This is a genomic window from Streptomyces litchfieldiae, assembly GCF_031845365.1.
Taxonomy (GTDB): Bacteria; Actinomycetota; Actinomycetes; order Streptomycetales; family Streptomycetaceae; genus Streptomyces; species Streptomyces litchfieldiae.
Genome location: NZ_JAVREL010000002.1, coordinates 259,948 through 280,979 on the forward strand (window position 1 = coordinate 259,948; position 21,032 = coordinate 280,979).

At 72.3% G+C, this 21,032-nt stretch carries 18 protein-coding genes and 4 pseudogenes; 11 read left to right on the plus strand and 11 right to left on the minus strand.

Annotated features, from left to right (window positions below; genetic code table 11):
- Positions 1-2: 2 nt before the first annotated feature.
- From RM590_RS04720 to RM590_RS04760, 9 genes and pseudogenes are all read left to right on the plus strand, one after another.
- On the plus strand, positions 3-764 hold the full coding sequence (locus tag RM590_RS04720; protein WP_311703079.1) for an IclR family transcriptional regulator: 762 nt from the start codon (positions 3-5) through the stop codon (positions 762-764).
- Between the two features lie 214 nt (positions 765-978).
- Positions 979-2,514, plus strand: coding sequence for a sugar ABC transporter ATP-binding protein (locus RM590_RS04725; RefSeq protein WP_311703080.1), 1,536 nt, complete (start codon positions 979-981; stop codon positions 2,512-2,514).
- Positions 2,511-3,593: an ABC transporter permease gene (locus tag RM590_RS04730; protein ID WP_311703081.1), complete on the plus strand. Its 1,083-nt coding sequence runs from the start codon at positions 2,511-2,513 to the stop codon at positions 3,591-3,593. The genes RM590_RS04725 and RM590_RS04730 overlap by 4 nt, the downstream gene beginning before the upstream one ends.
- 1 nt (position 3,594) lies before the next feature.
- Positions 3,595-4,581: a substrate-binding domain-containing protein gene (locus RM590_RS04735; protein WP_311703082.1), complete on the plus strand. Its 987-nt coding sequence runs from the start codon at positions 3,595-3,597 to the stop codon at positions 4,579-4,581.
- Between the two features lie 24 nt (positions 4,582-4,605).
- A complete protein-coding gene (locus RM590_RS04740) occupies positions 4,606-5,616 on the plus strand; it encodes a dihydroxyacetone kinase subunit DhaK (protein WP_311703083.1) in 1,011 nt (336 codons plus the stop codon).
- Positions 5,613-6,887 carry a dihydroxyacetone kinase subunit DhaL gene (gene dhaL, locus RM590_RS04745; protein WP_311703084.1) on the plus strand — a complete coding sequence of 425 codons (1,275 nt, stop codon included), beginning with the start codon at positions 5,613-5,615 and terminating at the stop codon, positions 6,885-6,887. The genes RM590_RS04740 and dhaL overlap by 4 nt, the downstream gene beginning before the upstream one ends.
- A 30-nt stretch (positions 6,888-6,917) precedes the next feature.
- The gene (locus RM590_RS04750; RefSeq protein ID WP_311703085.1) at positions 6,918-7,772 is read left to right on the plus strand and encodes a class I fructose-bisphosphate aldolase; all 855 of its coding nucleotides are present in this window, start codon (positions 6,918-6,920) and stop codon (positions 7,770-7,772) included.
- 14 nt (positions 7,773-7,786) lie between these two features.
- Positions 7,787-8,695, plus strand: coding sequence for an NAD-dependent epimerase/dehydratase family protein (locus RM590_RS04755; protein ID WP_311703086.1), 909 nt, complete (start codon positions 7,787-7,789; stop codon positions 8,693-8,695).
- Between the two features lie 183 nt (positions 8,696-8,878).
- A pseudogene (locus RM590_RS04760) lies at positions 8,879-9,739 on the plus strand (transposase); the annotation flags it as partial.
- A 9-nt stretch (positions 9,740-9,748) separates the two neighbouring features.
- On the opposite strand, the pseudogene RM590_RS04765 reads toward RM590_RS04760, so the two are convergent.
- From RM590_RS04765 to RM590_RS04790, 7 genes and pseudogenes are all read right to left on the minus strand, one after another.
- Positions 9,749-10,288, minus strand: a pseudogene (locus RM590_RS04765) (transposase family protein); the annotation flags it as partial.
- A 7-nt stretch (positions 10,289-10,295) separates the two neighbouring features.
- A pseudogene (locus RM590_RS04770) lies at positions 10,296-10,490 on the minus strand (transposase family protein); the annotation flags it as partial.
- Positions 10,491-10,547: 57 nt separating this feature from the next.
- Positions 10,548-10,689: pseudogene (locus RM590_RS35960) on the minus strand (IS5/IS1182 family transposase); the annotation flags it as partial.
- A gap of 129 nt (positions 10,690-10,818) precedes the next feature.
- Positions 10,819-13,002 carry an MMPL family transporter gene (locus tag RM590_RS04775; protein WP_311703087.1) on the minus strand — a complete coding sequence of 728 codons (2,184 nt, stop codon included), beginning with the start codon at positions 13,000-13,002 and terminating at the stop codon, positions 10,819-10,821.
- Positions 13,003-13,007: 5 nt separating this feature from the next.
- Positions 13,008-13,196, minus strand: a complete 189-nt coding sequence (locus RM590_RS04780) for a hypothetical protein (RefSeq protein WP_311703088.1) — start codon at positions 13,194-13,196, stop codon at positions 13,008-13,010.
- Between the two features lie 160 nt (positions 13,197-13,356).
- A complete protein-coding gene (locus RM590_RS04785; protein WP_311703089.1) occupies positions 13,357-14,025 on the minus strand; it encodes a response regulator transcription factor in 669 nt (222 codons plus the stop codon).
- The gene (locus tag RM590_RS04790; protein WP_394813802.1) at positions 14,022-15,125 is read right to left on the minus strand and encodes a sensor histidine kinase; all 1,104 of its coding nucleotides are present in this window, start codon (positions 15,123-15,125) and stop codon (positions 14,022-14,024) included. Before RM590_RS04790 ends, RM590_RS04785 begins: the two co-directional genes overlap by 4 nt.
- Between RM590_RS04790 and RM590_RS35965 the strand changes: the two genes are divergently transcribed.
- On the plus strand, positions 15,019-15,363 hold the full coding sequence (locus RM590_RS35965) for a transposase (protein WP_394813786.1): 345 nt from the start codon (positions 15,019-15,021) through the stop codon (positions 15,361-15,363). The two genes, RM590_RS04790 and RM590_RS35965, sit on opposite strands and share 107 nt — an antisense overlap.
- A 117-nt stretch (positions 15,364-15,480) precedes the next feature.
- Here RM590_RS35965 and RM590_RS04800 read toward each other — a convergent pair whose 3' ends face one another.
- Together RM590_RS04800 and RM590_RS04805 are read right to left on the minus strand one after the other, a co-directional pair.
- Positions 15,481-16,605 (minus strand): pectinesterase family protein, encoded by a 1,125-nt coding sequence (locus tag RM590_RS04800; protein ID WP_311703091.1) that lies wholly within the window; start codon positions 16,603-16,605, stop codon positions 15,481-15,483.
- Positions 16,606-16,672: 67 nt separating this feature from the next.
- Positions 16,673-17,452 (minus strand): rhamnogalacturonan acetylesterase, encoded by a 780-nt coding sequence (locus RM590_RS04805; protein WP_394813803.1) that lies wholly within the window; start codon positions 17,450-17,452, stop codon positions 16,673-16,675.
- A gap of 450 nt (positions 17,453-17,902) precedes the next feature.
- Here RM590_RS04805 and RM590_RS04810 point away from each other — a divergent pair, with 450 nt between their 5' ends.
- Complete coding sequence (locus tag RM590_RS04810; protein ID WP_311703092.1) at positions 17,903-18,400, plus strand: hypothetical protein; 498 nt, start codon at positions 17,903-17,905, stop codon at positions 18,398-18,400.
- A 13-nt stretch (positions 18,401-18,413) separates the two neighbouring features.
- On the opposite strand, the gene RM590_RS04815 is transcribed toward RM590_RS04810, so the two are convergent.
- Complete coding sequence (locus RM590_RS04815) at positions 18,414-19,073, minus strand: response regulator transcription factor (protein ID WP_311703093.1); 660 nt, start codon at positions 19,071-19,073, stop codon at positions 18,414-18,416.
- Entirely contained in the window at positions 19,070-20,950 is a 1,881-nt protein-coding gene (locus RM590_RS04820; protein ID WP_311703094.1) for a sensor histidine kinase, read from the minus strand. Before RM590_RS04820 ends, RM590_RS04815 begins: the two co-directional genes overlap by 4 nt.
- Between the last annotated feature and the right edge of the window lie 82 nt (positions 20,951-21,032).

A 21,032-nucleotide genomic window follows, 5' to 3' on the forward strand; every position in this document is an offset into this window, starting at 1 on the left:
GCATGGCCGAGCTGGGACCTCGGGCCGGTTCGCCGGCCGTGCACCGAGCGGCCCGGGTGCTGAGCGAACTGGCCGCGCACGACGAGGCGTTGAGCGTCTCGGAGCTGAGCCGCCGGCTCGGCCTGCCCAAGAGTTCGCTGGCCGACCTCGTGGGCGTGCTCGTGCACGAGGGCATGCTCGCCCGTGACCTGGACGCGCGGGTGCGGCTCGGGGGCCGGATCCGGCTGATCGCCCGTGGGCTGGTCGGCGGCAGCCCTCTGCTGGAGGTATTCGCGCGGGCCTGCGCCGAGGTGCGGGAACTCGAGGGCCGGACGCTGGTGCTGGCCGTGCTGCTCGACCTCGACGCCGCCTATCTCGCGGTGCGGCCCGGCGCCCGGCCGCTGCCGCTCACACTGAGGCCGGGGGTCCGGCTGCCCGCCTGGTCCACCGGCACCGGCCGGGCACTGCTGAGCGCGCTTCCCCACGACGCGGTCGAACGGATGCACAGCGGGTGGGTGCCCGAGTCGCCGAGCGGGCACCCGTTCCGGCTCCGCGAGCTGCTGGACAGCACCGCGCTCGCCCGGGCGCGCGGCTACGCCTCCAATGCCGAGCTGGGCGAGATGGCCCTGGCCGGAACCGCGGCCGTCGTCCAGGGGCTCCGGGGCTGTGTGGCCGCGGTGGGCTCGATCGTGGCACTCGACGAGCCCGGCAGGGCGGACGGCGACACCGACGCCGAGGCCGTGCGGACGCTGGCCCGCAGGCTGGCCGAGCTCATCGAGGCGTGAGCCACGCCTGACCGACGGCTGATCCACACCTGACCGACGGCTGACCCATCACATCCGCCGCGGCATGGGCGACCGCTCATGGCGCCGCGAATCTCCCGTGTTTCCACCCCTTGACAGTGCGATGACACACCCTCTTCACTGTTCAGCATCTCGTCCGAAAGAACGAGATAAAGAACACTGCTCGCCAAGAGTGCAGTGAGAGGAAGTGATTCTCGTGACCGCCGTGAACGCGCCGCCCGGTGGCCCCCGGCTGCGGGCCGAGGGCATCCGCAAGACGTTCCCCGGCGTACGCGCCCTCCAGGGAGTCAGCATCAGCCTCGCCCCCGGGGAGGTGCGCGCCCTGCTGGGCAGGAACGGAGCGGGCAAGTCCACGCTGGTGAAGATCCTTTCGGGCGCCCTGCGACCGGACGCGGGCCGCATCCGGCTCGACGGCCGGGACGTACAACTGCCGAACCCCGCCGCCGCGCAGGCACACGGCATCGCCACCGTCCATCAGGAGCTGAGCATCGTCCCCGAGCTGAGCGTGGCCGAGAACATGCTGCTCGGGCGCTGGCGCTCCGCCGGGGCCCGCGGCATGTTCATCAGGCCGGCGGCCATGCGCGCGCACGCGGCACAGCACCTGGACAGCCTGGGCGTCGCCATCGACCCGGCGGCGCGGGCCGGCACTCTCAGCCTCGCCGACCGGCAGGCCGTGGAGATCGCGCGGGCCCTCTCCCACGGCACCAGGGTGCTGATCCTGGACGAGCCGACGAGTTCGCTGGCGGAGGCCGAGGCCCGCGCCCTCCACGCGCTGATCCGCCGCCTGGCCGCCACCGGGCTGTGTTTTCTCTACATATCGCACCGGATGGATGAGATCGCGCGGGTCGCCGACTCCGTCACCGTCCTCAGGGACGGCCGCGAGGTGGCGACCGAGCCGATCGCCAAGGCCGGCACCGAGCGGGTGGTCGAGCTGATGACGGGCGACACGGCGGACGACGCGCCTGCCGGACCCCGGCGTGGCAAGCCCGCCGCAGGCGCTCCCGCGGTGCTGTCGGTACGCGGCCTGTGCGTCAACGACAGCGTCCGCGACGTCTCCTTCGAGCTGCGCGCGGGAGAGATCATCGGCGTCGCCGGGCTCCTCGGCTCCGGCAGCACGGAGCTGTTGCGCTGCCTGGCCGGCCAAGTCCGCCGCACCGGTGGCTCGGTCACGCTCGACGGCAGGGCGTTCACGCCCCGCGGACCGCGCCAGGCCATGCGCGCCGGGGTCGGATACGCGCCTGCGGACCGCGCGAAGGAGGGGCTCGTGCTCGGCATGAGCGTGTCGGGCAATCTGGTCGCCGCCTCGCTCCCCAGCCTGCGTGCCCGGGGTCTCCTTTCCCGCCGGCAGGAACGCCTCACGGCGTGCGCGAGCCGCGATCGCCTGTCGATCAAGGCGCCCTCGCTCCGCACGGCGGTCGGCACCCTGTCCGGCGGCAACCAACAGAAGGTCATCCTCGGCCGGTTGCTCAACGCCGGCAGCCGCGTGCTGCTCCTTGACGAGCCGACGCGCGGGGTGGACGTGACGGCCAAGCGGCGGATGTACCGCCTCTTCCACGAACTCGCCGCGCAGGGCGTCAGCATCCTGGTCGTCTCCTCCGAGCTGGAGGAGCTGTTCGCGTTCTGCGACCGCCTGCTGGTGCTGCACGGCGGGCGCGTGGTCGGCCACCCGCCGATCGAGGAGACCACACCCGCTTCCGTGATGACTCTCGCGATGGGAGGCGCGCCCCGATGAACACCTCGACCGATGCCGCCACGACCCCGCCGGCCAGCGCCGCACCGCCGGAGCAGCGGCCTCGAAGACCCCGTCCCTCCGCCTCCCCGGCCGCCTGGCTGCGCCGCATCACGCACCGCTCCGGCGGCGAACACCTCGGCCTCCTCCTGGTCCTCGCCCTCCTCATCGTCGTCCTGACGTTCACCGCCCCCCACTTCCTCACCCAGTCCAACCTGCTGGACATCGCCCGGCAACTGTCGTTCACCGGCATCATCGCGCTGGGCATGACGCTGCTGATCGCGGCGGGGGAAATCGACATCAGCGTCGGCTCGGGGATCGCGTTCGCCTCCTCCCTCTGCGGCGTGCTCGTCGTCGAACAGGGCTGGCCGCTGTGGCTGGCCGCGCTCGCTGTCTGTCTGGTCGGCACGCTGATCGGTGCCGGCGCCGGGCTCGTCCGTGCCCGCCTGGGCATCCCGTCGTTCATCGTCACGCTCGCGCTGTTCTCGGCCCTCAGCGGCCTGGCACTGCTGATCACCGATGCCATGCCCATCCCCATCACCGATGAGGGATTCGGCAACTGGGGCAACGGCTCGGTCCTCGGCGTGCCGGTCCCCGCGCTGATCTTCCTGGGCGTCTTCGCGGTGCTGTGGACCGTCGCCAACCGCACGCCGTTCGGGCGCAGTGTCTACGTCATCGGAGGAAACGCCGAGGCCGCGCTGCTCTCCGGCATCCCCGTCGTCCGGGTCCGCACCCTCCTGTTCGCGCTGACCGGCCTGCTGGCCGCGGCTTCCGGGCTGCTGCAGACCGCGCAGCTCGGCGCGGGCATGCCGACCATCGGCGGCGGGGTCGAATTCGCGGTGATCACCGCCGTGATCGTCGGTGGCGCCAGCCTCTACGGTGGTCGGGGATCGCTGGTCGGCACGCTGCTCGGGGTCGTCTTCATCGGCGTACTCAACAACGGCATGGTGCTGCTGGGCGTCAACACCTATGCCCAGTATGTCGCCAACGGGGCCCTGGTACTGCTGGCCGTACTGGTCGGTGCCCTGCGCGCCGGGGTGCGCGGGCCGGGTACGGGGCTCGCCGCGGCGGGGGGCCGGTGACGTGAACCGCCCCGCCATCGGTGCCGGCCCGCGTTCCTTGACCGCCCTTGCCGCCGCCCTGCTCCTGCTGCTCAGCGCCTGCGCGGCCTCGGCCGAGGAGAACACCACGACCGCGTGCGTCACCACGCTGTTCCCCGCCGGCACCTTCGCCGAGTTCGCCGACGCGCTGACCGCCGAGGGCGAGCGGCACGACATCACCTTCGACATCCAGGACGTCGGCAGCGACCCGGGCCGGGAGTACGAGGTGCTTGCCGCCTGCGACACCCGCCAGGCCGACATCGCGATCGTCAGTGCTGTCTCGCCCACCGGCTCGCTGGCGACCCTGCGCCGGCTGCACGACCGCGGCACGCCCGTGATCTGCTACAACACCTGCCTCGCGCCGCCCCACGACGAGGCGGAGACCACGGCGTTCGTCACCAACGACCAGCGGGAGCTGGGCCTTTCGACCGGCAGCGCCGCCGCCGACTACATCAGGGAGCACCTGGGCGGCAGCGCCCGGGTCGGCTACCTCACCTGTGAGACCTACGAGGTGTGCCAGGAGCGCCGCGAGGGCCTGGACGCCGGCCTGGCAGAGGTGGACGCCGACATCGTGGCCTCCCAGGAGGGATTCGCCGTCGAGCGGGCGACGCCGGTGGCGACCTCCATGCTCGCCGCCCATCCCGACATCGACGTGCTCATCGCCCAGAACGAGGACGGAGTCATCGCGGCCGCCAACGCCGTCAGGGCCCGCGGCCTGACCGGGCGGACCGTCGTCTTCGGTATCGGCATGAACCCGACGGTGGGCGAGCTGTTGCTCTCCGACGACGGCACCGTGCGGATGACCACCGGCCAGGACCCCGCCTCGTGGGCCGCCGAGGTCGTCGAGATCACCGTCGCGCTGCGCGAGGGCCGCCGGCCCGCCACCTACCTCCACAACATTCCGGGACCCCGTTTCAGGCACGACGACCCCGGACCCGTCCAGCAGTACCTGGCGCTCCACTCCGAGTGAGCGCCCGCGATGCGGAGAGAAACCATGCGAAAGTTCATCAACAAGCCACAGGACGTGGCCCGCGAGACCGTCGAGGGCTTCCTCGCCGTGCACGGCGACCGGTTCGAGGCCATACCCGGCACGCTCGCCGTACGCAGACGCCGCCTGCGCGACAAGGTCGCCGTCGTCTCCGGCGGCGGCAGCGGCCACGAGCCGGTGTGGCTGGAGTACATCGGCACGGGGTTCGCGGACGCCGTGTGCCAGGGAGACGTCTTCGCCGCGCCCGACCCGCACAGCATCGCGCAGGCAGCGAAGGCCGTCGAACGCGGCCGGGGCATCCTCTTCGTCTACGGCAACTACTCCGGCGACCGCCTCAACTTCGACCTCGCGGCGGAACTCCTCGCCGAGGAGGGCCACCGGGTACGCACCGTCCGGGTCGCCGACGACGTGGCCGCCGCGCCTCCCGGACGCGCCCGCGACCGGCGCGGCATCGCGGGCGGCTACTTCGTCGCCAAGGCCGCCGGGGCCGCCGCCGAAGCCGGGCTGCCGCTCGACGTAGTCCATGACGTGGCGGCGAGGGTCGCCGACGCCACCCGCAGCATGGGCGTGGCCAGCGGCGCCGGCACCGTGCCGGGCACCGGCGAACCGACGTTCGACCTGCCCGAGGGGCACCTGGAGATCGGCATGGGCATGCACGGCGAGGCGGGCGTGCGCCGGGCGGCCATGATGACCGCCGACGACACCGTGGACGAGATGCTGGAGCGCATCCTCGCCGACCGGCCGGTGCCCGACGGGGACTCCGTGAGCGTCCTCGTCAACGGCCTCGGCGCCACGACCCGGGCCGAACTGCTGATCATCGCCCGCCGCGCCCGCCACCGGCTGACCCGGCTGGGCCTGACCATCCACACCCTCCACCTGGGCAACTACGCCACCAGCCAGGAGATGCACGGTTTCTCGCTCACCGTTTCCGCCACGCCCCGGGAGCTGCGGGAGTACTACGACGCCCCCGCCTGGGCGTCGTTCCTCACCGGGACGAAAGAGGTGAGCGGGGCATGAGCGCCACCGAATCGAACGAGACCGCACCGAACGCCACCGGAGCGAACGCCACCGGACTGGACGCCACCGGACTGCGCGCCATGCTGCTGGCTGTCGCCGACCGCGTCATCGGCGCCGAACCGGAACTCAGCAGCGCGGACCGCGCCGTGGGCGACGGCGACCACGGGCTGGGCATGACACGCGGCTTCAGCGCGGTCCGCCGCCTGCTGCGGCAGGACGACCCAGCCGACCCCGCCGCGGACGGCGACGACGTCTACGCCGTGCTCACCGCCACCGGGAACGCCCTGATCGGCAGCATGGGAGGCGCCTCCGGCGTGCTGTTCGGCCTGCTGTTCCGCGCGGGTGCCGCCGGGCGCCCGCCGGCCGATCGGCTCGGCACGCGGGAACTCGCCGACTGGCTGCGGACCTCACTGGCCGAGATCACCCGGCGCGGCGGTGCCAAGCCGGGAGACAAGACCCTGGTGGACGCGCTCGATCCCGCCGCCGCCTCGCTGACCGCCGGCGCGGCGGCCGGAGAAGACCTGCCCACGGCGTTGCGCCGGGCGGCGCGCGCCGCGGCCGACGGCACGGATCGCACCAAGGCGTACGTCGCCCGCTTCGGCAAGGCCATGAGCCTCGGCGAGCGTGCGATCGGCTTCCCCGACCCCGGGGCGCTGTCCCTCACCCACATCCTCACCGCGATGGCCGACTGGGCCGAACACACCCTCAGGAGCGACCTGATGAACCCCACCATGACCAACGAACAACTGCGCGAGCACAACGCGAACCGGAAGATCTACCAGATCGCGTTCGTCACCCGCGACCTGGAAAAGACCATGCGCTCGTGGGTCGAGAACCTCGGCATCGGCCCATGGACCGTACTCACCTTCACCGACCAGACGATGAAGTACCTGAAGGTCGATGACCGCGAGGTCACCGAGCCCTTCAAGTTCCTCATCGCCATCAGCTGGGTCGGCGACATGCAACTGGAGATCCTGCAACCGGTCTACGGCCCGACCATCTACCAGGAGTTCCTCGACCGCCGGGGCGAAGGACTGCATCACATCAAGGAACGCGTCGCCGACGAGAACATCGACGCCGTGCTCGAGGCATACCGGAGCAAGGGCATCGACGTCCTGCAGACCGGTCAGTTCGACACCGATGTCCACTACTACATGGGCACCGAACCGAAGCTCGACTTCATCTACGAACTCGGCAACTGCCCCGTCCTCGACCTGCCGCCCGAGATGTGCGCGGTGTACCCCCCCGAGTCCGCCGACCGCACGAGCTGAGGCCGGGAACCAGGACAGGAGATACCAGCCATGTCAGCCAACCCACGCCTGAGCCGCATGTTCAACGCGAGCGGACGCTGCCTCGACGTCGCCATCGACCACGGCATGGTCAACGAGCTGTCGTTCCTCGGCGGCATCGAGAACATGCGCGCCACCGTGCGCCTCATCGCCGAGGCCGGGCCCGACGTCATCCAGCTCACCCCGGGCATGGCCCGCCACCTGGAGGGCCTGCGCGGGCGCGATCGCCCGGCGCTCGCGCTGCGCGGCGACGTGTCCAACGTCTACGGCACGAGCCTGCCCGACCATGTCTTCTCACACCTGCTCGACGACATCGTCGAGCAGGCGGTGGCCCTCGACGCGGTCTGCGTCGTCGTCAACCTTCTGCTCCTGCCCGGCCAGCCGGAACTGCACCACCAGTGCGTGCGCAACATCAGTGCCCTCAAGCGCGCGTGCGAACGCGCCGGGATGCCGCTGATGATCGAGCCCCTCGTCATGGCACCCAACTCCCGGGGCGGGGGCTATCTCGTGGACGGCGACCTCGGCAAGATCACCAGCCTGGTGCGGCAGGCCGCGGAACTCGGCGCCGACGTCATCAAGGCCGACCCGTGCACCGATCCGGCGGACTTCCACCGGGTGGTGGAGGTGGCCACCGGCATCCCCGTCCTGGTACGCGGCGGCGGCCGGGCACCCGACAGCGAACTCCTGGGCCGCACCGCCGAGATCATCCGCCAGGGCGCGGCCGGCATCGTCTACGGCAGGAACATCGTCCACCACCCCCAGCCGCGCCGGATGGTCGAGGCACTCATGGCACTCGTCCACGACCCCGACGCCACTCCCGCGACAGCGCTCACCGCTCTGACTCGGTCCCCCCTCTCCTCCGTCTGAAGGATTCTCGTTCCATGCGCATCTTCCTCACCGGAGCCACCGGCTACATCGGCGGCTCTCTGGCAGTACGGCTCCTTCAGGCGGGCCACCACGTCCGGGGCCTGACCCGCTCTCCCGGCACGCTCCCGGAACTGCGGGCCCGTGGCATCGATCCGGTGGCCGGCTCGCTCGACGACGCCCGACTGCTCGCCGAGGAGGCGCGGGCCGCCGACGCGGTCATCAACACCGCCGACAGCGACCACGCCTCGGCCGTCGGCACCTTCATCGAGGCGCTGGCCGGCTCCGGCAAGCCGCTGCTCCACACCAGCGGCTCCAGCATCGTGGGGGAAGCCTCGAACGGTACGGCACGGAGTGAGGTGTACCGGGAGGCCGACATCGAGGAGGGCGGACCGTGGCAGCCGGCGCCCGAGAAGGCGCCCCGAGTGGCCATCGACCGCCGCGTGCTCTCCGGGGCAGCCGCCGGCGTGCGCTCCGTGGTCCTGTGCAATTCCATGATCTACGGCACCGGCACGGGCCTGCACACCGACAGCGTGCAGATCCCGCGTCTGGTGGCCACCGCCCGCGAGACGGGAGTCGTGCGGCACATCGGGCCCGGCGAGAACATCTGGTCCAACGTCCACATCGACGACGTGTGCGACCTCTACCTGCGGGCACTGGAGGGTGCCAAGCCCGGCTCGTTCTACTTCGTCGAGAACGGGGAGTCGGACTTCCGGCAGATCACCGGGGCCATCGCCACCGCGCTGCGGCTGCCGTCACCCCAGCCGTGGGGCATCGACGAGGCGATCGCCGCATGGGGCTACGAGCCCGCCGTCTACGCCCTCGGCTCCAACAGCAGGATCCGCGGCGAAGCGCCCCGGGCCGAACTCGACTGGCGCCCGGTCCACATCTCCGTCACGGAGTGGATTCTCCAGGAGACACGATGACGGCCTAGGGCAATCGCCCACCCGGCCGTCCGCAGCCCGGTCCGCCCAGCTCCCACCGGGCTTTACGAAGGCCCCCGCCGCCAACCACGACGCTGTTGGCGAATTCGGGGGTTCGCGTGACGTCGGCCTTCAAGACCCGGTTGAGGTCTTGAAGGCCGACGTTGTCGTGTGGGGTGGGTGCGGATGTCGATGCAGCCGAGCGGGCCGAGTGAGGTCCCGGCGGAGACGGTGCGGGTGGCGCGGGCCGCGTTCCCGAAGGGCAGTCTGGCGATCCGGGTCCGGGACGAGCTTGGGCCCCTCTTCGGCGACGAGGAGTTCGCGGACCTGTTCCCGACGCGGGGGAAACCTGCCTGGTCACCGGGCCGGTTAGCACTGGTGCTGGTGCTGCAGTTCGTGGAGGGGCTCACCGACCGGCAGGCCGCGGAGGCGGTCCGGGCGAGGATCGACTTCAAATACGCGCTGGGACTGGACCTGGATGATCCGGGCTTCGATTTCTCGGTGCTCTCGGAGTTCCGGGACCGCTTGGTGGAGGCGGAGGCCGGGCGGCGGGTGCTGGACGGCATCCTGGCGGCAGCCAGGGAAAAGGGGCTGCTGAAGTCAGCCGGCCGGGCCAGGACCGATTCCACTCATGTGCAGTCTGCGGCCCGTCAGCTGTGCTGGTTGGAACTGGTCGCCGAGACCCTGCGGGCGGCGCTCAACGAGATCGCCCGGGCCGCTCCCGACTGGCTGCGAGGTGTGGCGGAGCCGGACTGGTTCCGGCACTACGCAACGAGGGCCGAGGACTCACGTTTCCCCAAGTCCCGCGCCAAGCGGGACGAGGTGGGCCTGCGGATCGGGACGGACGGGACACGACTGCTCGAAGCCGTCTTCGCGCCCGGGGCACCCGAAGAACTGCGGATGCTTGAACAGGTGCAGACCCTGCGCCAGATCTGGGTCCAGCACTTCCACCAGGTGGAGGGCGAGGTGAAACGGCGGGACCCAAAAGACCGCCCGCCGGGCGCGACGCGCCTGGTCACACCTTATGACGCCGAAGCACGCGGCAGTGAGCCTTTTTCAACCTCGGTTCGAGTGGGTCAGGTGCAGGGTGAGGACGGCTTTGACGAGGTCGGTGATGCGGGTGGTGCTGCAGCGTAGTTTCCGCAGCAGCCGCCAGGACTTCAGGGTGGCGACGGCTTGTTCTCCCAGGGCGCGGATCTTCGCGTGGGAGCGGTTGTGGGCCTGTTGGCCGGCTGACAGCGTCTCCCACCGTCCCCAGTAGGGCACGCGGACGGTGCCGCCGGCTCCGCGATAGGCCTTGTCGGCCCAGCAGGGGATGTTCGCGCTGGTCAGTGCGTCGATGATCCCGTGGGTGCGGGCGGCGCGTATGTCGTGGACGGCTCCGGGCAGGGCTGGTGACGCCCACAGCAAGCGTCCGAACGGATCGGCGAGGACCTGGACGTTCATGCCGTGCCGGTGGTGCTTGCCGGAATAGTACGGCCGGTCGGCGGCGATCCGGTCGATCGGCAGCAGTGAGCCTTTTCCAACCTCGCGCTGACGCCTGATGAAGGCCGAGGATGGCCTGGACGGCTGTGATGCGGTTGGTGCCGCAGCGGAGCTTCCGCAGGAGTCGCCAGCCCTTCAGGGTGGCCATGGCCTGCTCGCCGAGGCAGCGGATCTTGGCGTGTGTGCTGTTGTGCCGCCGTTGCCACGGCTTGAGGCGACGGCCGCGGGAGGGCACCCGGGCCGGACGGCCGGCGCCTTGGTATGCCTTGTCCGCCCAGCACTTGGGTTCGGCAGCGGCGAGAGCCTCGACAATCCTGTGGGTGCGGGCGGCCGGGCAGCGAGACGTCCGGTCAGGGTGCTACTGGACAGGTCGCGGGTACATCAGGCCGACCGGGGCACGCTGGTGCGGTGGGAGCTTGCGGCGGCGGTCGCCCTCGCGGGTGACGATGAGCATGGTGACCCACTCCACCAGGGCGGTGGGGCAGGTCGATTGCGGCGGGACAGGGAACCAACGAGAGTCCGCCGCCGGGCTCAATGGCCGCCCGCGCAAGGCGCCCGGCTGGACTCCCCAGCCGGGCGCATGCGCGGACTTGTCGCCGTGGGATCGGCCTGTTCGGAGGCGGGCTTTCCCGGGTGGGGCGTCAGCTATCCGCGGGGCGCTCAAGTGCCACCTTGGGCAGCCGCCGGGCGAGGGGGGCGGGCAGCCACCAGGCCCGCTTGCCGAGCAGTTGCATGACGGCCGGGACGATCAGGCAGCGGATGACCACCGCGTCCATCAGGATCGCCACGGCGAGACCCAGCCCGAACTGCTGGAGCATCCGGTCGGGGCTCAGCATGAAGGCGCCGAACACCACGATCATGATGGCCCCGGCCGCCGTGATGACCTTGCCGGTGGAGGCCAGTCCTTCCCGCACGGCGAGGGAGTGGTCCTTCGTACGCTCCCACTCCTCATGGATCCGCGAGACCAGGAACACCTCGTAGTCCATGGACAGCCCGAACACGATCGCGAAGATCAGCACGGGGAGGAAGGCTTCGATCGGCCCCGGCTGCACCCCGAACCAGCCCTCCTGGAACACCAGCGTCATCGCGCCGAGCGCGGCGGATATCGAGAGCAGGTTCAGCAGGGCTGCCTTGATGGGGATCAGCACCGACCGGAAGACCAGCATCAGCAGCAGCGAGGACAGCCCGACGACGACGGCGACGAACAGCGGCAGCCGCTGCGAGACCGTTTCCGCGAAGTCCTGGGAGGCGGCGGTGGAACCGCCGACCAGAATCTCGGCACCGGTGTCGCGCTCCAGCTCCGGGGCCACGTCATCGCGCAGGTGATGCACGAGCTCGGTGGTGCCCTCGTCCTGCGGCGCCGTCTTCGGGTAGACGATCACGGTGGACAGGGCGCCGTCCTCGGAGGGCAGCGCGGGGCTGGCCGCGGCCACGCCCTCGGCCTGGGCCAGCTCGGACTGGACGGCCTGGCCGGCGGCCTCGTCTCCTTGTGCCACGACGACCAGCGGACCGTTGAAGCCCAGGCCGAAGCCCTCGGCGAGCAGGTCGTACGCCTTCCTGGAGGTCGAGGTCGTCGGGTCGTTGCCCGCGTCGGCGAAGCCGAGGCGCATGCCCAGCGCCGGTGCGGACAGGGCCAGCAGGGCGAGGACGGCGACCAGCAGCGCCGGCAGCGGACGGCGTTGTACGGCTTGGGCCAGGGCCCGCCAGCGGCGGCCTTCGGCCTTGCCCTTGGCCTCGTTCTTGGCCGCGTGCCGCAGTACGTGGTGCTGGATGCGCTTGCCGAAGAGCGCCAGCAGTGCGGGCAGCAGCACCAGCGAGGCGGCCATGGTGGTCAGCACGGTCAGTGCCAGGGCGAGGGCCACGCCCTGCAGCGAGCCGAGGCCGAGCGCGACCAGGCCCAGCAGGGCGATGATCACGGTGCAGCCGGCGAAGAAGACCGTGCGGCCGGCGGCGTCCAGGGCCTTACGGCCGGCTTCGGCCGGGTCGGCGCCGTCGGTGAGCTCGTGCCGGTAGCGGTAGAAGATCAGCAGGGCGTAGTCGACGCCGACGCCGAGTCCGACGAGCATCGTGATGGGCGGCGTGAAGTCGGCGATGGTGAAGACGTGCGAGGCGAGAACGATCAGGCCGAGGGCGCCGCCGACCGCGAAGAGGGCGGTGATCAGCGGCACGGCGGCCGCGACCACGGAGCCGAAGAGCAGCCCGAGGATGACCAGGGCGGCGACGATGCCGGCCAATTCGGCGGTTGGGCTCCCCTTGTCCTCGGCGCCGCGCACGGCATCGCCGCCGAGCTCGACCTGGAGCCCGTCCGCCTCGATCCCCTTGGCTGTGTCGATGATCGCGGTGACGTCCTCCTTGGGCACGGTCTCGGCCTTGCCGTCGAGAGTCACGGTGGCGTAGCCGATCGTGCCGTCCTCGGACAGGGCGGAGGCATCGGCGTACGGGCTGCGTACATCGGCGACGCTCGGCAGCCCCGCCACCTCGGCCAGCATCTCCTCGACGGCGGCCTCGCGGCCGTCGATGCCCTGGCCGTCCTTCAGCACGATCTCGACGCTGTCGCCGGCCTGGGCGGATCCGTGGTTCTTCAACAGGTCGGTGGCGGCCTGGGAATCGGTGCCCGGCAGGGAGAAGTCGTTCTTGTACGCGGAGCCCGCGGCTTGCGAGCCCAGCGTGACGGCGGCCAGGACGGCCACCCAGAGCAGCAGGGCGGCCCAGCGGTGACGCTGCGCCCAGCCGGCCAGGGCTCCGAATCGGCCGCCGGGCGGCCGCTCGGGCCGACCCGGTGCGGACGGGGCAACGGACGCGGCCGAGCCGCGGGTGAGAGACATGGTGCCTACCTGGGATTCGGGCGGGAGTTGCCTGGTGTGAAAACCACGCCCACCACGGCGCCGCACAGCGTGGGCGTGCCGACCACCAAGGCCGGGGCCCCGGCGGCCGCGACCAGCGGAACTCCGGTGGCAGCCCCGACGAGCGCGCCGACAACAGCGGCGAAGGCCCGCGCGGGGAAGGTGGGCGAATTCATGCCCATGAGCGTGCACGCGCGGCGGGGCCGGGGTCGTCAGTCTCCGGCCCACATTGGTCCTACCTCAGCGGATGGAGGCCGCCGCTGCGTCGTACCCCAGGGGTGCCGCGGGGGCCGCGGCCGACGGTACGCCGGGTGGACCGCCTGCCCCGCGGCCGTGCTATCCCGCCTGCCAGCCCGGGCTGACCATCCCGGACTCGTACGCCACCACCACGACCTGCGACCTGTCCCGCGCCCCCAGCTTCGACATGATCCGGCTGACATGCGTCTTCGCCGTCGACGGCGACAGCACCAGCCGCGCCGCGATCTCGTCGTTCGTACATCCCGCGGCCACCAGCCGCATGACCTCGCGCTCCCGGTCGGTGAGGGCATCGAGCCGGGGGTCCGGCTTCGGCCCCTGCACCCGGCCCGCGAACTCGGCGATGAGCCGCCGCGTGACCGACGGGCTGATCAGGGCATCGCCCCGGGCGGCGACCCGCACCGCCTGCGGCAGTTCAGCCGGCTCCGTGTCCTTCACCAGAAAGCCCGTCGCCCCGGCGCGCAGTGCCCCGTACACGTAGTCGTCCAGATCGAAGGTCGTCAAGATGACCACCTTCACCGACGCCAGCCGCTCATCCCCGGTGATCACCCGCGAGGCTTCCAGACCGTCCATCCCTGGCATCCGGATGTCCATCAGGACCACGTCCGGCCGCAGCTCACGGCAGGCCGAGACCGCGGCTTGCCCCTCCCCAACCTCCCCCACCACCTCGATGTCGTCCTCGGCCTCCAGGATCGACCGGAACCCGCCCCGGACGAGCCGCTGGTCATCCGCCAGCAGGACCCTGATCATCGGTCTCTCCGCTCCATCGGCTCTCCTGTGATCCCGTACGGCAACTGGGCCCGCACCGCGAATCCGCCCTCCGGCCGCGGGCCCGCGGTCAGTTCGCCGCCCACTGCCCGCGCCCGCTCCGTCATGCCGGCGATCCCGCTGCCGCCACCCGCCGAGGTGGAGCGGGCCGCCGAGCCCCGGCCGTCATCCTCGACGGCCAGGGTCAGCCCCCCGTTCCCGTAGGCGAGCCGGATCGTGACCCGTCCGGCGCCGCTGTGCCTGGCGGCGTTGGTCAACGACTCCTGCACGATCCGGTACGCGGCCAGGTCGACCGGGGCGGGCAGCGAGCGCTCAACCCCGGTCCGCACGATCCGCGCCGCGAGCCCCGCCAGCTTCGCCGAGGCCACCAGCTCGTCTGCCCGGGCCAGCCCCGGCGCGGGTGCCGTGGGCGCCTCCTCGTCGACCCGACGGAGCATGCCGAGGGTGGCCCGGAGCTCCCGCAGGGTCTCCCGGCTGCCCGCCTTGATCGCGTCGAGCGCATCCTCGGCCAGGGCGGGGTTCTCCTTCAGCCGGTGCAGTGCCGCACCCGCCTGCACGTTGATCATCGAGACGTTGTGCCCGATCACATCGTGCAGCTCGCGGGCAATGCGCAGCCGTTCCTCGGTGGCCCGCAGCCGCGCCTCCTCCTCGGCGTAGGCCACCCGGCTGTGCCGCACGCTGCCGAGGGCCACGACGGCTACCAGCCAGCCGGTGAGCATGAACACCACCGTGCCGCTGATATCGCCGCCGCCCGCCAGAGTGCCCGCGGCCACGACAATCACCATGGCAGCCGCCATGGCGATGGCCGCCCGCAGCCGGCCCAGGGCCGCCACGGCGTACAACGCCACGATCGGAACCACGATCAGCGGGCCGTCGATGTCGCTCAGCAGGTAGTAGGCGCCCGTGGCCAGCACCGTGAACCAGCCCACTGCCACCGGATACCGGCGCCGGAACAGCAGCGCTCCGCACACCGCCATGATCAGCAGCCAGGAAGCGATCAGCAGGGGCAGCGAGTCCCCGCCGTTCCTCAGCCGTTGCCCCTCGGCGCCGAGCGCCACCAGCACGAACACCCCGCCGGCCAGCGCGGCGTCAGCGCGGGCGCCACGAGGCAGCCGGAAACGGGTCTGGTCGAAAGGCGGCACGCGTTCATTCTGCCCGCGAGGCCGATCGGAGGAGGAACGCCGTGGGAGAGCCCCGGTCGTCAGCGGCCACCAGGGCCGGTATGAGATGCGGGAGATCGTCAACGCCCTGCTGTATCAGTCCCGTACCGGCTGCCAGTGGGACCTGCTCCCGCACGCCCCCCCCCCGCCGGCGCGGTGAAGTACTACTTCTGTACCTGGCGCGATGACGGAACCGACCAGACCGCCGGCCGTGAAGCTGCCGGACCATCCGGCCCACCGGCAGATCGTGGCAGTGTTCGCCGCGGCCCTGGCGTGGTCAGCGGCGGACCGGCGGCCGCCAGTCGGTCAGGTAGCCGGCGCGGGTTGCCGACGCGGCCTGTTCGTCGGTGAGCTGGGGCCGGTTCTCCGGGGCGGAAACCAGCGCGCCCGGACCGGCGTTGCGGTACTCGGCGAACCGCTGGCTCTGCCAGGGGTACTCCTCCCGCATGTTGGTGTAGGGCTCGGCGGCGTCGACGCCGGGCCCGATCCAGGTGTCGCGGACCACGAGTGAGGGCCAGGCCGTGACGTCGGAGCTGGGGACCCAGGGGCGGGCCAGCTTGTAGGCGCCGTCCTCGGCGCCGCTGGTGATCCGGCAGCGGACGGCGAGGTAGCCGTACGGCGTGCTCCTGGCGGTGGAGGGGGCGAAGACCATGCCCTTGGGGGTGAAGTCCACGTCCCTGGCCAGGGTGTGGAAGCGGCACCGTTCGAAGACCGCGGTGGCGCGGCCGAAGACGAAGTCGACGTCGCCCTCGACGTAGCAGTCGGAGAAGTACTGGCGAGCGGTGACCGGCAGGGAGAGCGTGTCGGCGTACAGGGTGTCCTGGTGCCCGAGGAAGCGGCAGCGCTCGAACGCCGAACGGTCGCCCATCACCTTCAGGGCCACCGCCTGGGTGCCGGTGAACTCCGGGTGGTCGGCGCGCAGCCAGTCGTTGGCGAACGTGATGTCGCGGGCGGTGAAGTCCGCGGCCCGCACGGTGGTGGTGGCGCTGCCGCTGGTGCCGTAGGTCGCTCCGCCACCGCCGGGAATCGGCGTGCCGGCCGCGTTGTCGAAGACGATGACCACCTCCCGCGGTCCCCGGCCCGCGCCCAGGAGCGTGAGGCCGGCCCGCGCGGCGTCCACGTTCACGGTCTCGCGGTAGACGCCGGGCGCCAGGACCAGGGAGTACCCCGGGCCCGCGGCAGCGTCCACGGCGGTCTGGACTCCGGTGAAGTCACCGGCGCCGCCGGGGTGGACGTACAGGGTGCGTTCGGTCAGCCGGTCGGCGGGGGAACCGTAACCGCCGAACGGCCGGTCACCGCGGCGGTCCCGGCCGTGGGCGGTGGCCGGCGCGGCCAGCCCGAGGGCGGCTCCGGCACCGGCGGCGAACAGGGCGCGCCGGCCGGGGGTGGGAACGTTCGTCATGGGTACTCCTCGACTGTCATGCAGCGGCAACGGAGAGGCCGCGAGCGGCTCTTGGGGCGGGCGGGACTCAGGCGGCAGGCCAGGTGATCCACTCCTCGGGGATCTCCTCGTCGAGACGGCGCGTCTCCCGCGGCCGGAGCACGCCCTGTGCCAGCAGCTGTTCGGCGACGAGCCGGGCGATGGCGATCGCTCCCGGCGGGTTGAAGTGGGTGTTGTCCTGCTCGGTGGCGGTCCAGTTGAAGTACCGTTTGGTCTCCTCGACGCCCAGGCGCTGCCACAGCGCGAGGGACAACGCCTGGATGTCGACCAGCGGAACGTGTTCCCGCCCGGCCAGCGCCCGCATCGCCGCCGGGTACTCACCGTGCGACGGCAGGGCGTTGCCGCCCGCGTCGAACCGTCTGCGCTCGACCGGGGTGAGCAGCACCGGCCGGGCGCCGCGCGCCCGGGCCCCCTGGACGTACCGGGTCAGGTACTCCTGATATGTCGTCCAGGGCTCGGTGTACCGCGTGGGGTCCTCGGCCTTCTCGTCGTTGTGGGCGAACTGCACGAGCAGCAGATCACCGGGCCTGATCGCCGCGAGCACCGCGTCCAGCCGGCCCTCGTCGGCGAAGCTCTTGGAACTGCGCCCGTTCACGGCGTGGTTGGAGACGGTCAGCCGCCTGCCGAGAAAGAACGGCAGGGCCATGCCCCAGCCGGTCTCGGGAGCGGCGTCCGCGTATTTCGGGGCCGCGGTCGAGTCGCCCGCGATCCACAGGGTGGCCCTCGCCTCAGAGGGTGATCCGGTGGCCGCGTGCGCCCGCGGAGCCGCGGCGACGGCGAGGGGCGCACCCGCGAGCGCGCCGATCAGGGTCCGGCGGGCGGCCGTTCCAGGAAGCCGGTGGGCCGGTCCGGAGGACGGGGAGGAACCTTGGCGGTGCTGGTCAGCGGTCACGGTGGGCTCATTCCGGTCGGTGCCGACGGGGGCGGATGGCAAGCGCTTGCCATAACGGACGTGCGTTGCCCTGGCGCCCCGGAGGGGGAGGGGTTCGGTACGACTCTGGGGGCGAGGGGCGGGGCGCGCGGGTGTCGCATATGGCATCTCATATATGACTGCCGTGGTGCGCGTGGGTCCGAAGGTAGAAGGGCGGCAGGAGCACGTCAATCCTTTGGACGCGCCCGTCACGACGGCAATCACCGGCGGGATCAACGGACCGGCGAAACCAACCGCGTTCCCGCAAGCGTCAGGGAGTTGCGAGGGGCGGGAGGCATCGTGGGGTTCGGTGCGGACAAGCGGCAAGCGGATGAAGCGGCACGCAACGTGGCAGAACGGGCCGCCGCTGAGCGGGATTTGGGCTCCCACCTCGAGACGCACACCATCGACGGCAGCATCACCGGTCTCGGTTGCGTCGCCGTTGGCATGGTGCCCGCGCTCCTCGCCGTGGTGGTCGCTCTTCTCGCCGGCCCGTACGGTGCCGCTGTCCAGGCCATGGCCGTGGGTCTGCTCGTGGTCCTCGCGATCACGGGGCCCCTCGTGGTGATCTGGGCCGAAGGCCGCCGGCCCGACAGGAGCACGCGGCTGCACCTCTTCGACCGCGGCCTCGTCGTCACCGGCCCGGGAGGGACCCGGGCCTGTGCCTGGCAGGACATCCGCGTCACCGAACGCGTGAAGACCGGCGGCCCGCCGAACGGCGGTTGGGAAACGGTCCGTTGGATGACGCTCAGCGCTCCCGACGGCACGGAGTTGTGCGCGCTCAACACGGGGTCCGCGGTGGCCAGGTCCGTGCGGCGGGCGTTGGACGGCAGTTACGGCTCCTGATTCCGACCCCGAGTCAGGGACTTCGGATGAGGCCCGCCTCGTGGGCCAGGATGATCGCCTGGGCCCGGTCGCGCAGGCCGAGTTTGGCGAGGATCGCGTTCATGTGCGTCTTCACGGTGGATCTTCCGATCCCCAGGGCGGCCGCGATCTCGGGGTTGGTCAGGCCTCTGGCGACCTGGCGCAGCACCTCGGTCTCACGGGTCGTGAGTGTGTCCAGCCGGGCGTCCCGCTGACTCCGTGGCGCGACCGTGCCGGACTTGAACGCGTCGACGAGCCGGCGGGTGACCGCCGGGGCCAGCAGGGCCTCGCCCGCCGCCACGGTCCGGATGCCGTCCACCAGTTCCTGGGGCTCGCAGTCCTTGAGCAGAAACCCCGAGGCGCCGCCGCGCAGGGCGGCGAAGATGTATTCGTCCCGCTGGAACGTGGTGAGCACCAGCACCCGGGCCGGAGGGTCGAGCGCGGTGAGCTCGCGGGTGGCGCTCAGGCCGTCCATGCCGGGCATCCGGATGTCCATCAGCACCACGTCCGGCGCCAAGTCCCGGGCGAGGTGCAGGGCCTCGGCGCCATCGGCCGCCTCTCCGGCCACGGTCAGATCGGCCTCGGCGTCGATGACCGCCGCGAAGCCCGCCCGGACGACGGCTTGGTCGTCCACCACCAGCACTCGAATGCTCATCTCGGCGTCTCCGTCCTGTCCAGCGTGTCGAGCAGGTCCCGCAGGGCCGACAGGGCGTTTCTCGCCTCGCGCGTCACCTCGGCCAGCGCGGTCACGGCCCGGTCCGCGCCGGTGACGCCCGACTCCGCCCGGCGCACCAGCCGCACCGTGTGCTCAGCCACCGCCCCGCGCACACCCGCGGCGACTCGCCGCCGCTCACCGGCCACCGCCTCGCCGACGCGTGCCGCCACCGTGTCGAGCGCGCGTTGTTCCCAGTGCCCGCCGTCGCCCCGGCGGGCCCGGACCAACAGGCCCAGGATCCAGACCGGCAGCAGCCACGGCACCGCGGCCAGACCCAGCACCGTCAGGAAGACCACGGTGCCGGCGCCGGCCGGCTCCGCCGGGTCCGCCACGACGGCCAGCCCCAGCACCGTGCCGGACGCGCCCCCCACCGCGACCGGAGCCAGCCACGTCAGGCGGGCCGGACCGTGGGCGGCCACGGCGTAGATACAGCACAGTTCCGCTGCCCCGGCCAGCGCGAGGGCGCCCAGCCAGCGCGCGTCCAGCAGGCCGACCGCCGACGCCGCCGACCAGGCCAGGGCCACGGCCAGCACGGCGGCGAGGGCGCGTGCGGGAGCGTGCCGCGCCCACAACACCGGAAGGGCGTGGGCGGCCAGCAGCACGGCGGGGCCGGCCGCGGGGTACAACAGGAGCGGCGGCGCCGCGCAGCCCACGACCGCCGTCGCGTCGAGCGCGGTGACGCGGCGGCCCGGTGCGGGGATGGGAAAGGTGGCCCGCACCGACCAGCCGCCGGGTCCGGCGTCAGCGCTCTCCTCGCCCGGTCCCGCGGTCAGGCGTCCGCCGACGCCCGCGGCCCGCGCCCGCATGCCTGCGATGCCCCGGCCCGTGCCGGGCGTGGGCGAACCGCCGGGGCCGGGTGGGCCGTTGACCACGGAAATGGAGAGCTCGGCGGACCCGTAGCCGAGCCGAACGGTCACCGGGGAACCCGCGGCGTGGCGCATCGCGTTGGTGAGCGACTCCTGCACGATCCGGTAGGCGGCCGCGGCCGTGGCGTCCGCCGGCGCGGTGGGGCGGCCCGTCACGACGAGGGTGACCGGAAGGCCCAGACGCGCCAGGCCGTCGCACAGCGCGGCGACCCGCCGGTGCAGCGGTCCTCGCGGGAACGCGTCGCACGCCGCCTCCGACAGCCGCCCCAGCGTGGCCAGCACCTCCCGGCCCGACTCCGCCGCCCCCGCCAGCGCCTCGTCCGCCAGTTCCGGGCGGCTCCCGGCGAGGCGCAGCGCGGCGGCCCCGCACACCGCGACGGCGCTGAGATGGTGGCCGACCGCGTCGTGCAGCTCGTGGGCGAGACGCTCGCGCTCCGCCGCGGCCGCCACACGCCGTTCGCGCTCAACACCGGCCAGCCGGGCGGCGACCCGGGCCCGCCGGGCCGCCCGGTGCCGCTGCAGCTGGCCGCACACCACGATCAGCAGGTGGAACAACGCGCCCGCCAGCAGGTCGTCGAGCAGCGGCCCCACCGAGCCGGCCCGCGCCGCGGTGACCGACAGTCCCGCGGTCGCGAGGGTCGCGCCCAGCAGCGCGGGACGGCCCGCGCGGCGCACGGACAGCGAGTAGAGGCCGAGCCACACGGCGAGGGGCAGCGCGGGCGCCACGGCGGCCTCGGGAAGCAGCGCCCCGGCGCCGGCGCAGAGCAGCAGCACGGCGGCGAACACGGATACCGGCGCGCGCCGCCGCCACACCAGCACGGACGCCGCCGCGGCCAGGATGAGCAGCCCCAGCACAACGTGCCGGCCGGTGGCACGCTCGCCGTCGGGAGTGAGAGGAAGGGCGGCGAGTTGCCCTGCCAACAGCAGGGCTGGCAGGGCCAGATCGGTCACGCCGGGCCGTCCGCGCGCTGCCGAACAGGTCCGTCGCACTCGCCCAGCCTAGGGTTCCCGGCCTGCCCCCGTTGTCCGCCCA

What these genes read in the sequence shown, in the direction of transcription:
- RM590_RS04815 (WP_311703093.1), bottom strand. Translation starts at nt 19,073, where the DNA reads ATGAGCATTCGAGTGCTGGTGGTGGACGACCAAGCCGTCGTCCGGGCG.
- RM590_RS04780 (WP_311703088.1), bottom strand. Translation starts at nt 13,196, where the DNA reads ATGAATTCGCCCACCTTCCCCGCGCGGGCCTTCGCCGCTGTTGTCGGC.
- RM590_RS04755 (WP_311703086.1), top strand. Translation starts at nt 7,787, where the DNA reads ATGCGCATCTTCCTCACCGGAGCCACCGGCTACATCGGCGGCTCTCTG.
- RM590_RS04720 (WP_311703079.1), top strand. Translation starts at nt 3, where the DNA reads ATGGCCGAGCTGGGACCTCGGGCCGGTTCGCCGGCCGTGCACCGAGCG.
- dhaL (WP_311703084.1), top strand. Translation starts at nt 5,613, where the DNA reads ATGAGCGCCACCGAATCGAACGAGACCGCACCGAACGCCACCGGAGCG.
- RM590_RS04800 (WP_311703091.1), bottom strand. Translation starts at nt 16,605, where the DNA reads ATGACGAACGTTCCCACCCCCGGCCGGCGCGCCCTGTTCGCCGCCGGT.
- RM590_RS35965 (WP_394813786.1), top strand. Translation starts at nt 15,019, where the DNA reads ATGATCAGCAGCCAGGAAGCGATCAGCAGGGGCAGCGAGTCCCCGCCG.
- RM590_RS04750 (WP_311703085.1), top strand. Translation starts at nt 6,918, where the DNA reads ATGTCAGCCAACCCACGCCTGAGCCGCATGTTCAACGCGAGCGGACGC.
- RM590_RS04775 (WP_311703087.1), bottom strand. Translation starts at nt 13,002, where the DNA reads ATGTCTCTCACCCGCGGCTCGGCCGCGTCCGTTGCCCCGTCCGCACCG.
- RM590_RS04740 (WP_311703083.1), top strand. Translation starts at nt 4,606, where the DNA reads ATGCGAAAGTTCATCAACAAGCCACAGGACGTGGCCCGCGAGACCGTC.
- RM590_RS04785 (WP_311703089.1), bottom strand. Translation starts at nt 14,025, where the DNA reads ATGATCAGGGTCCTGCTGGCGGATGACCAGCGGCTCGTCCGGGGCGGG.
- RM590_RS04730 (WP_311703081.1), top strand. Translation starts at nt 2,511, where the DNA reads ATGAACACCTCGACCGATGCCGCCACGACCCCGCCGGCCAGCGCCGCA.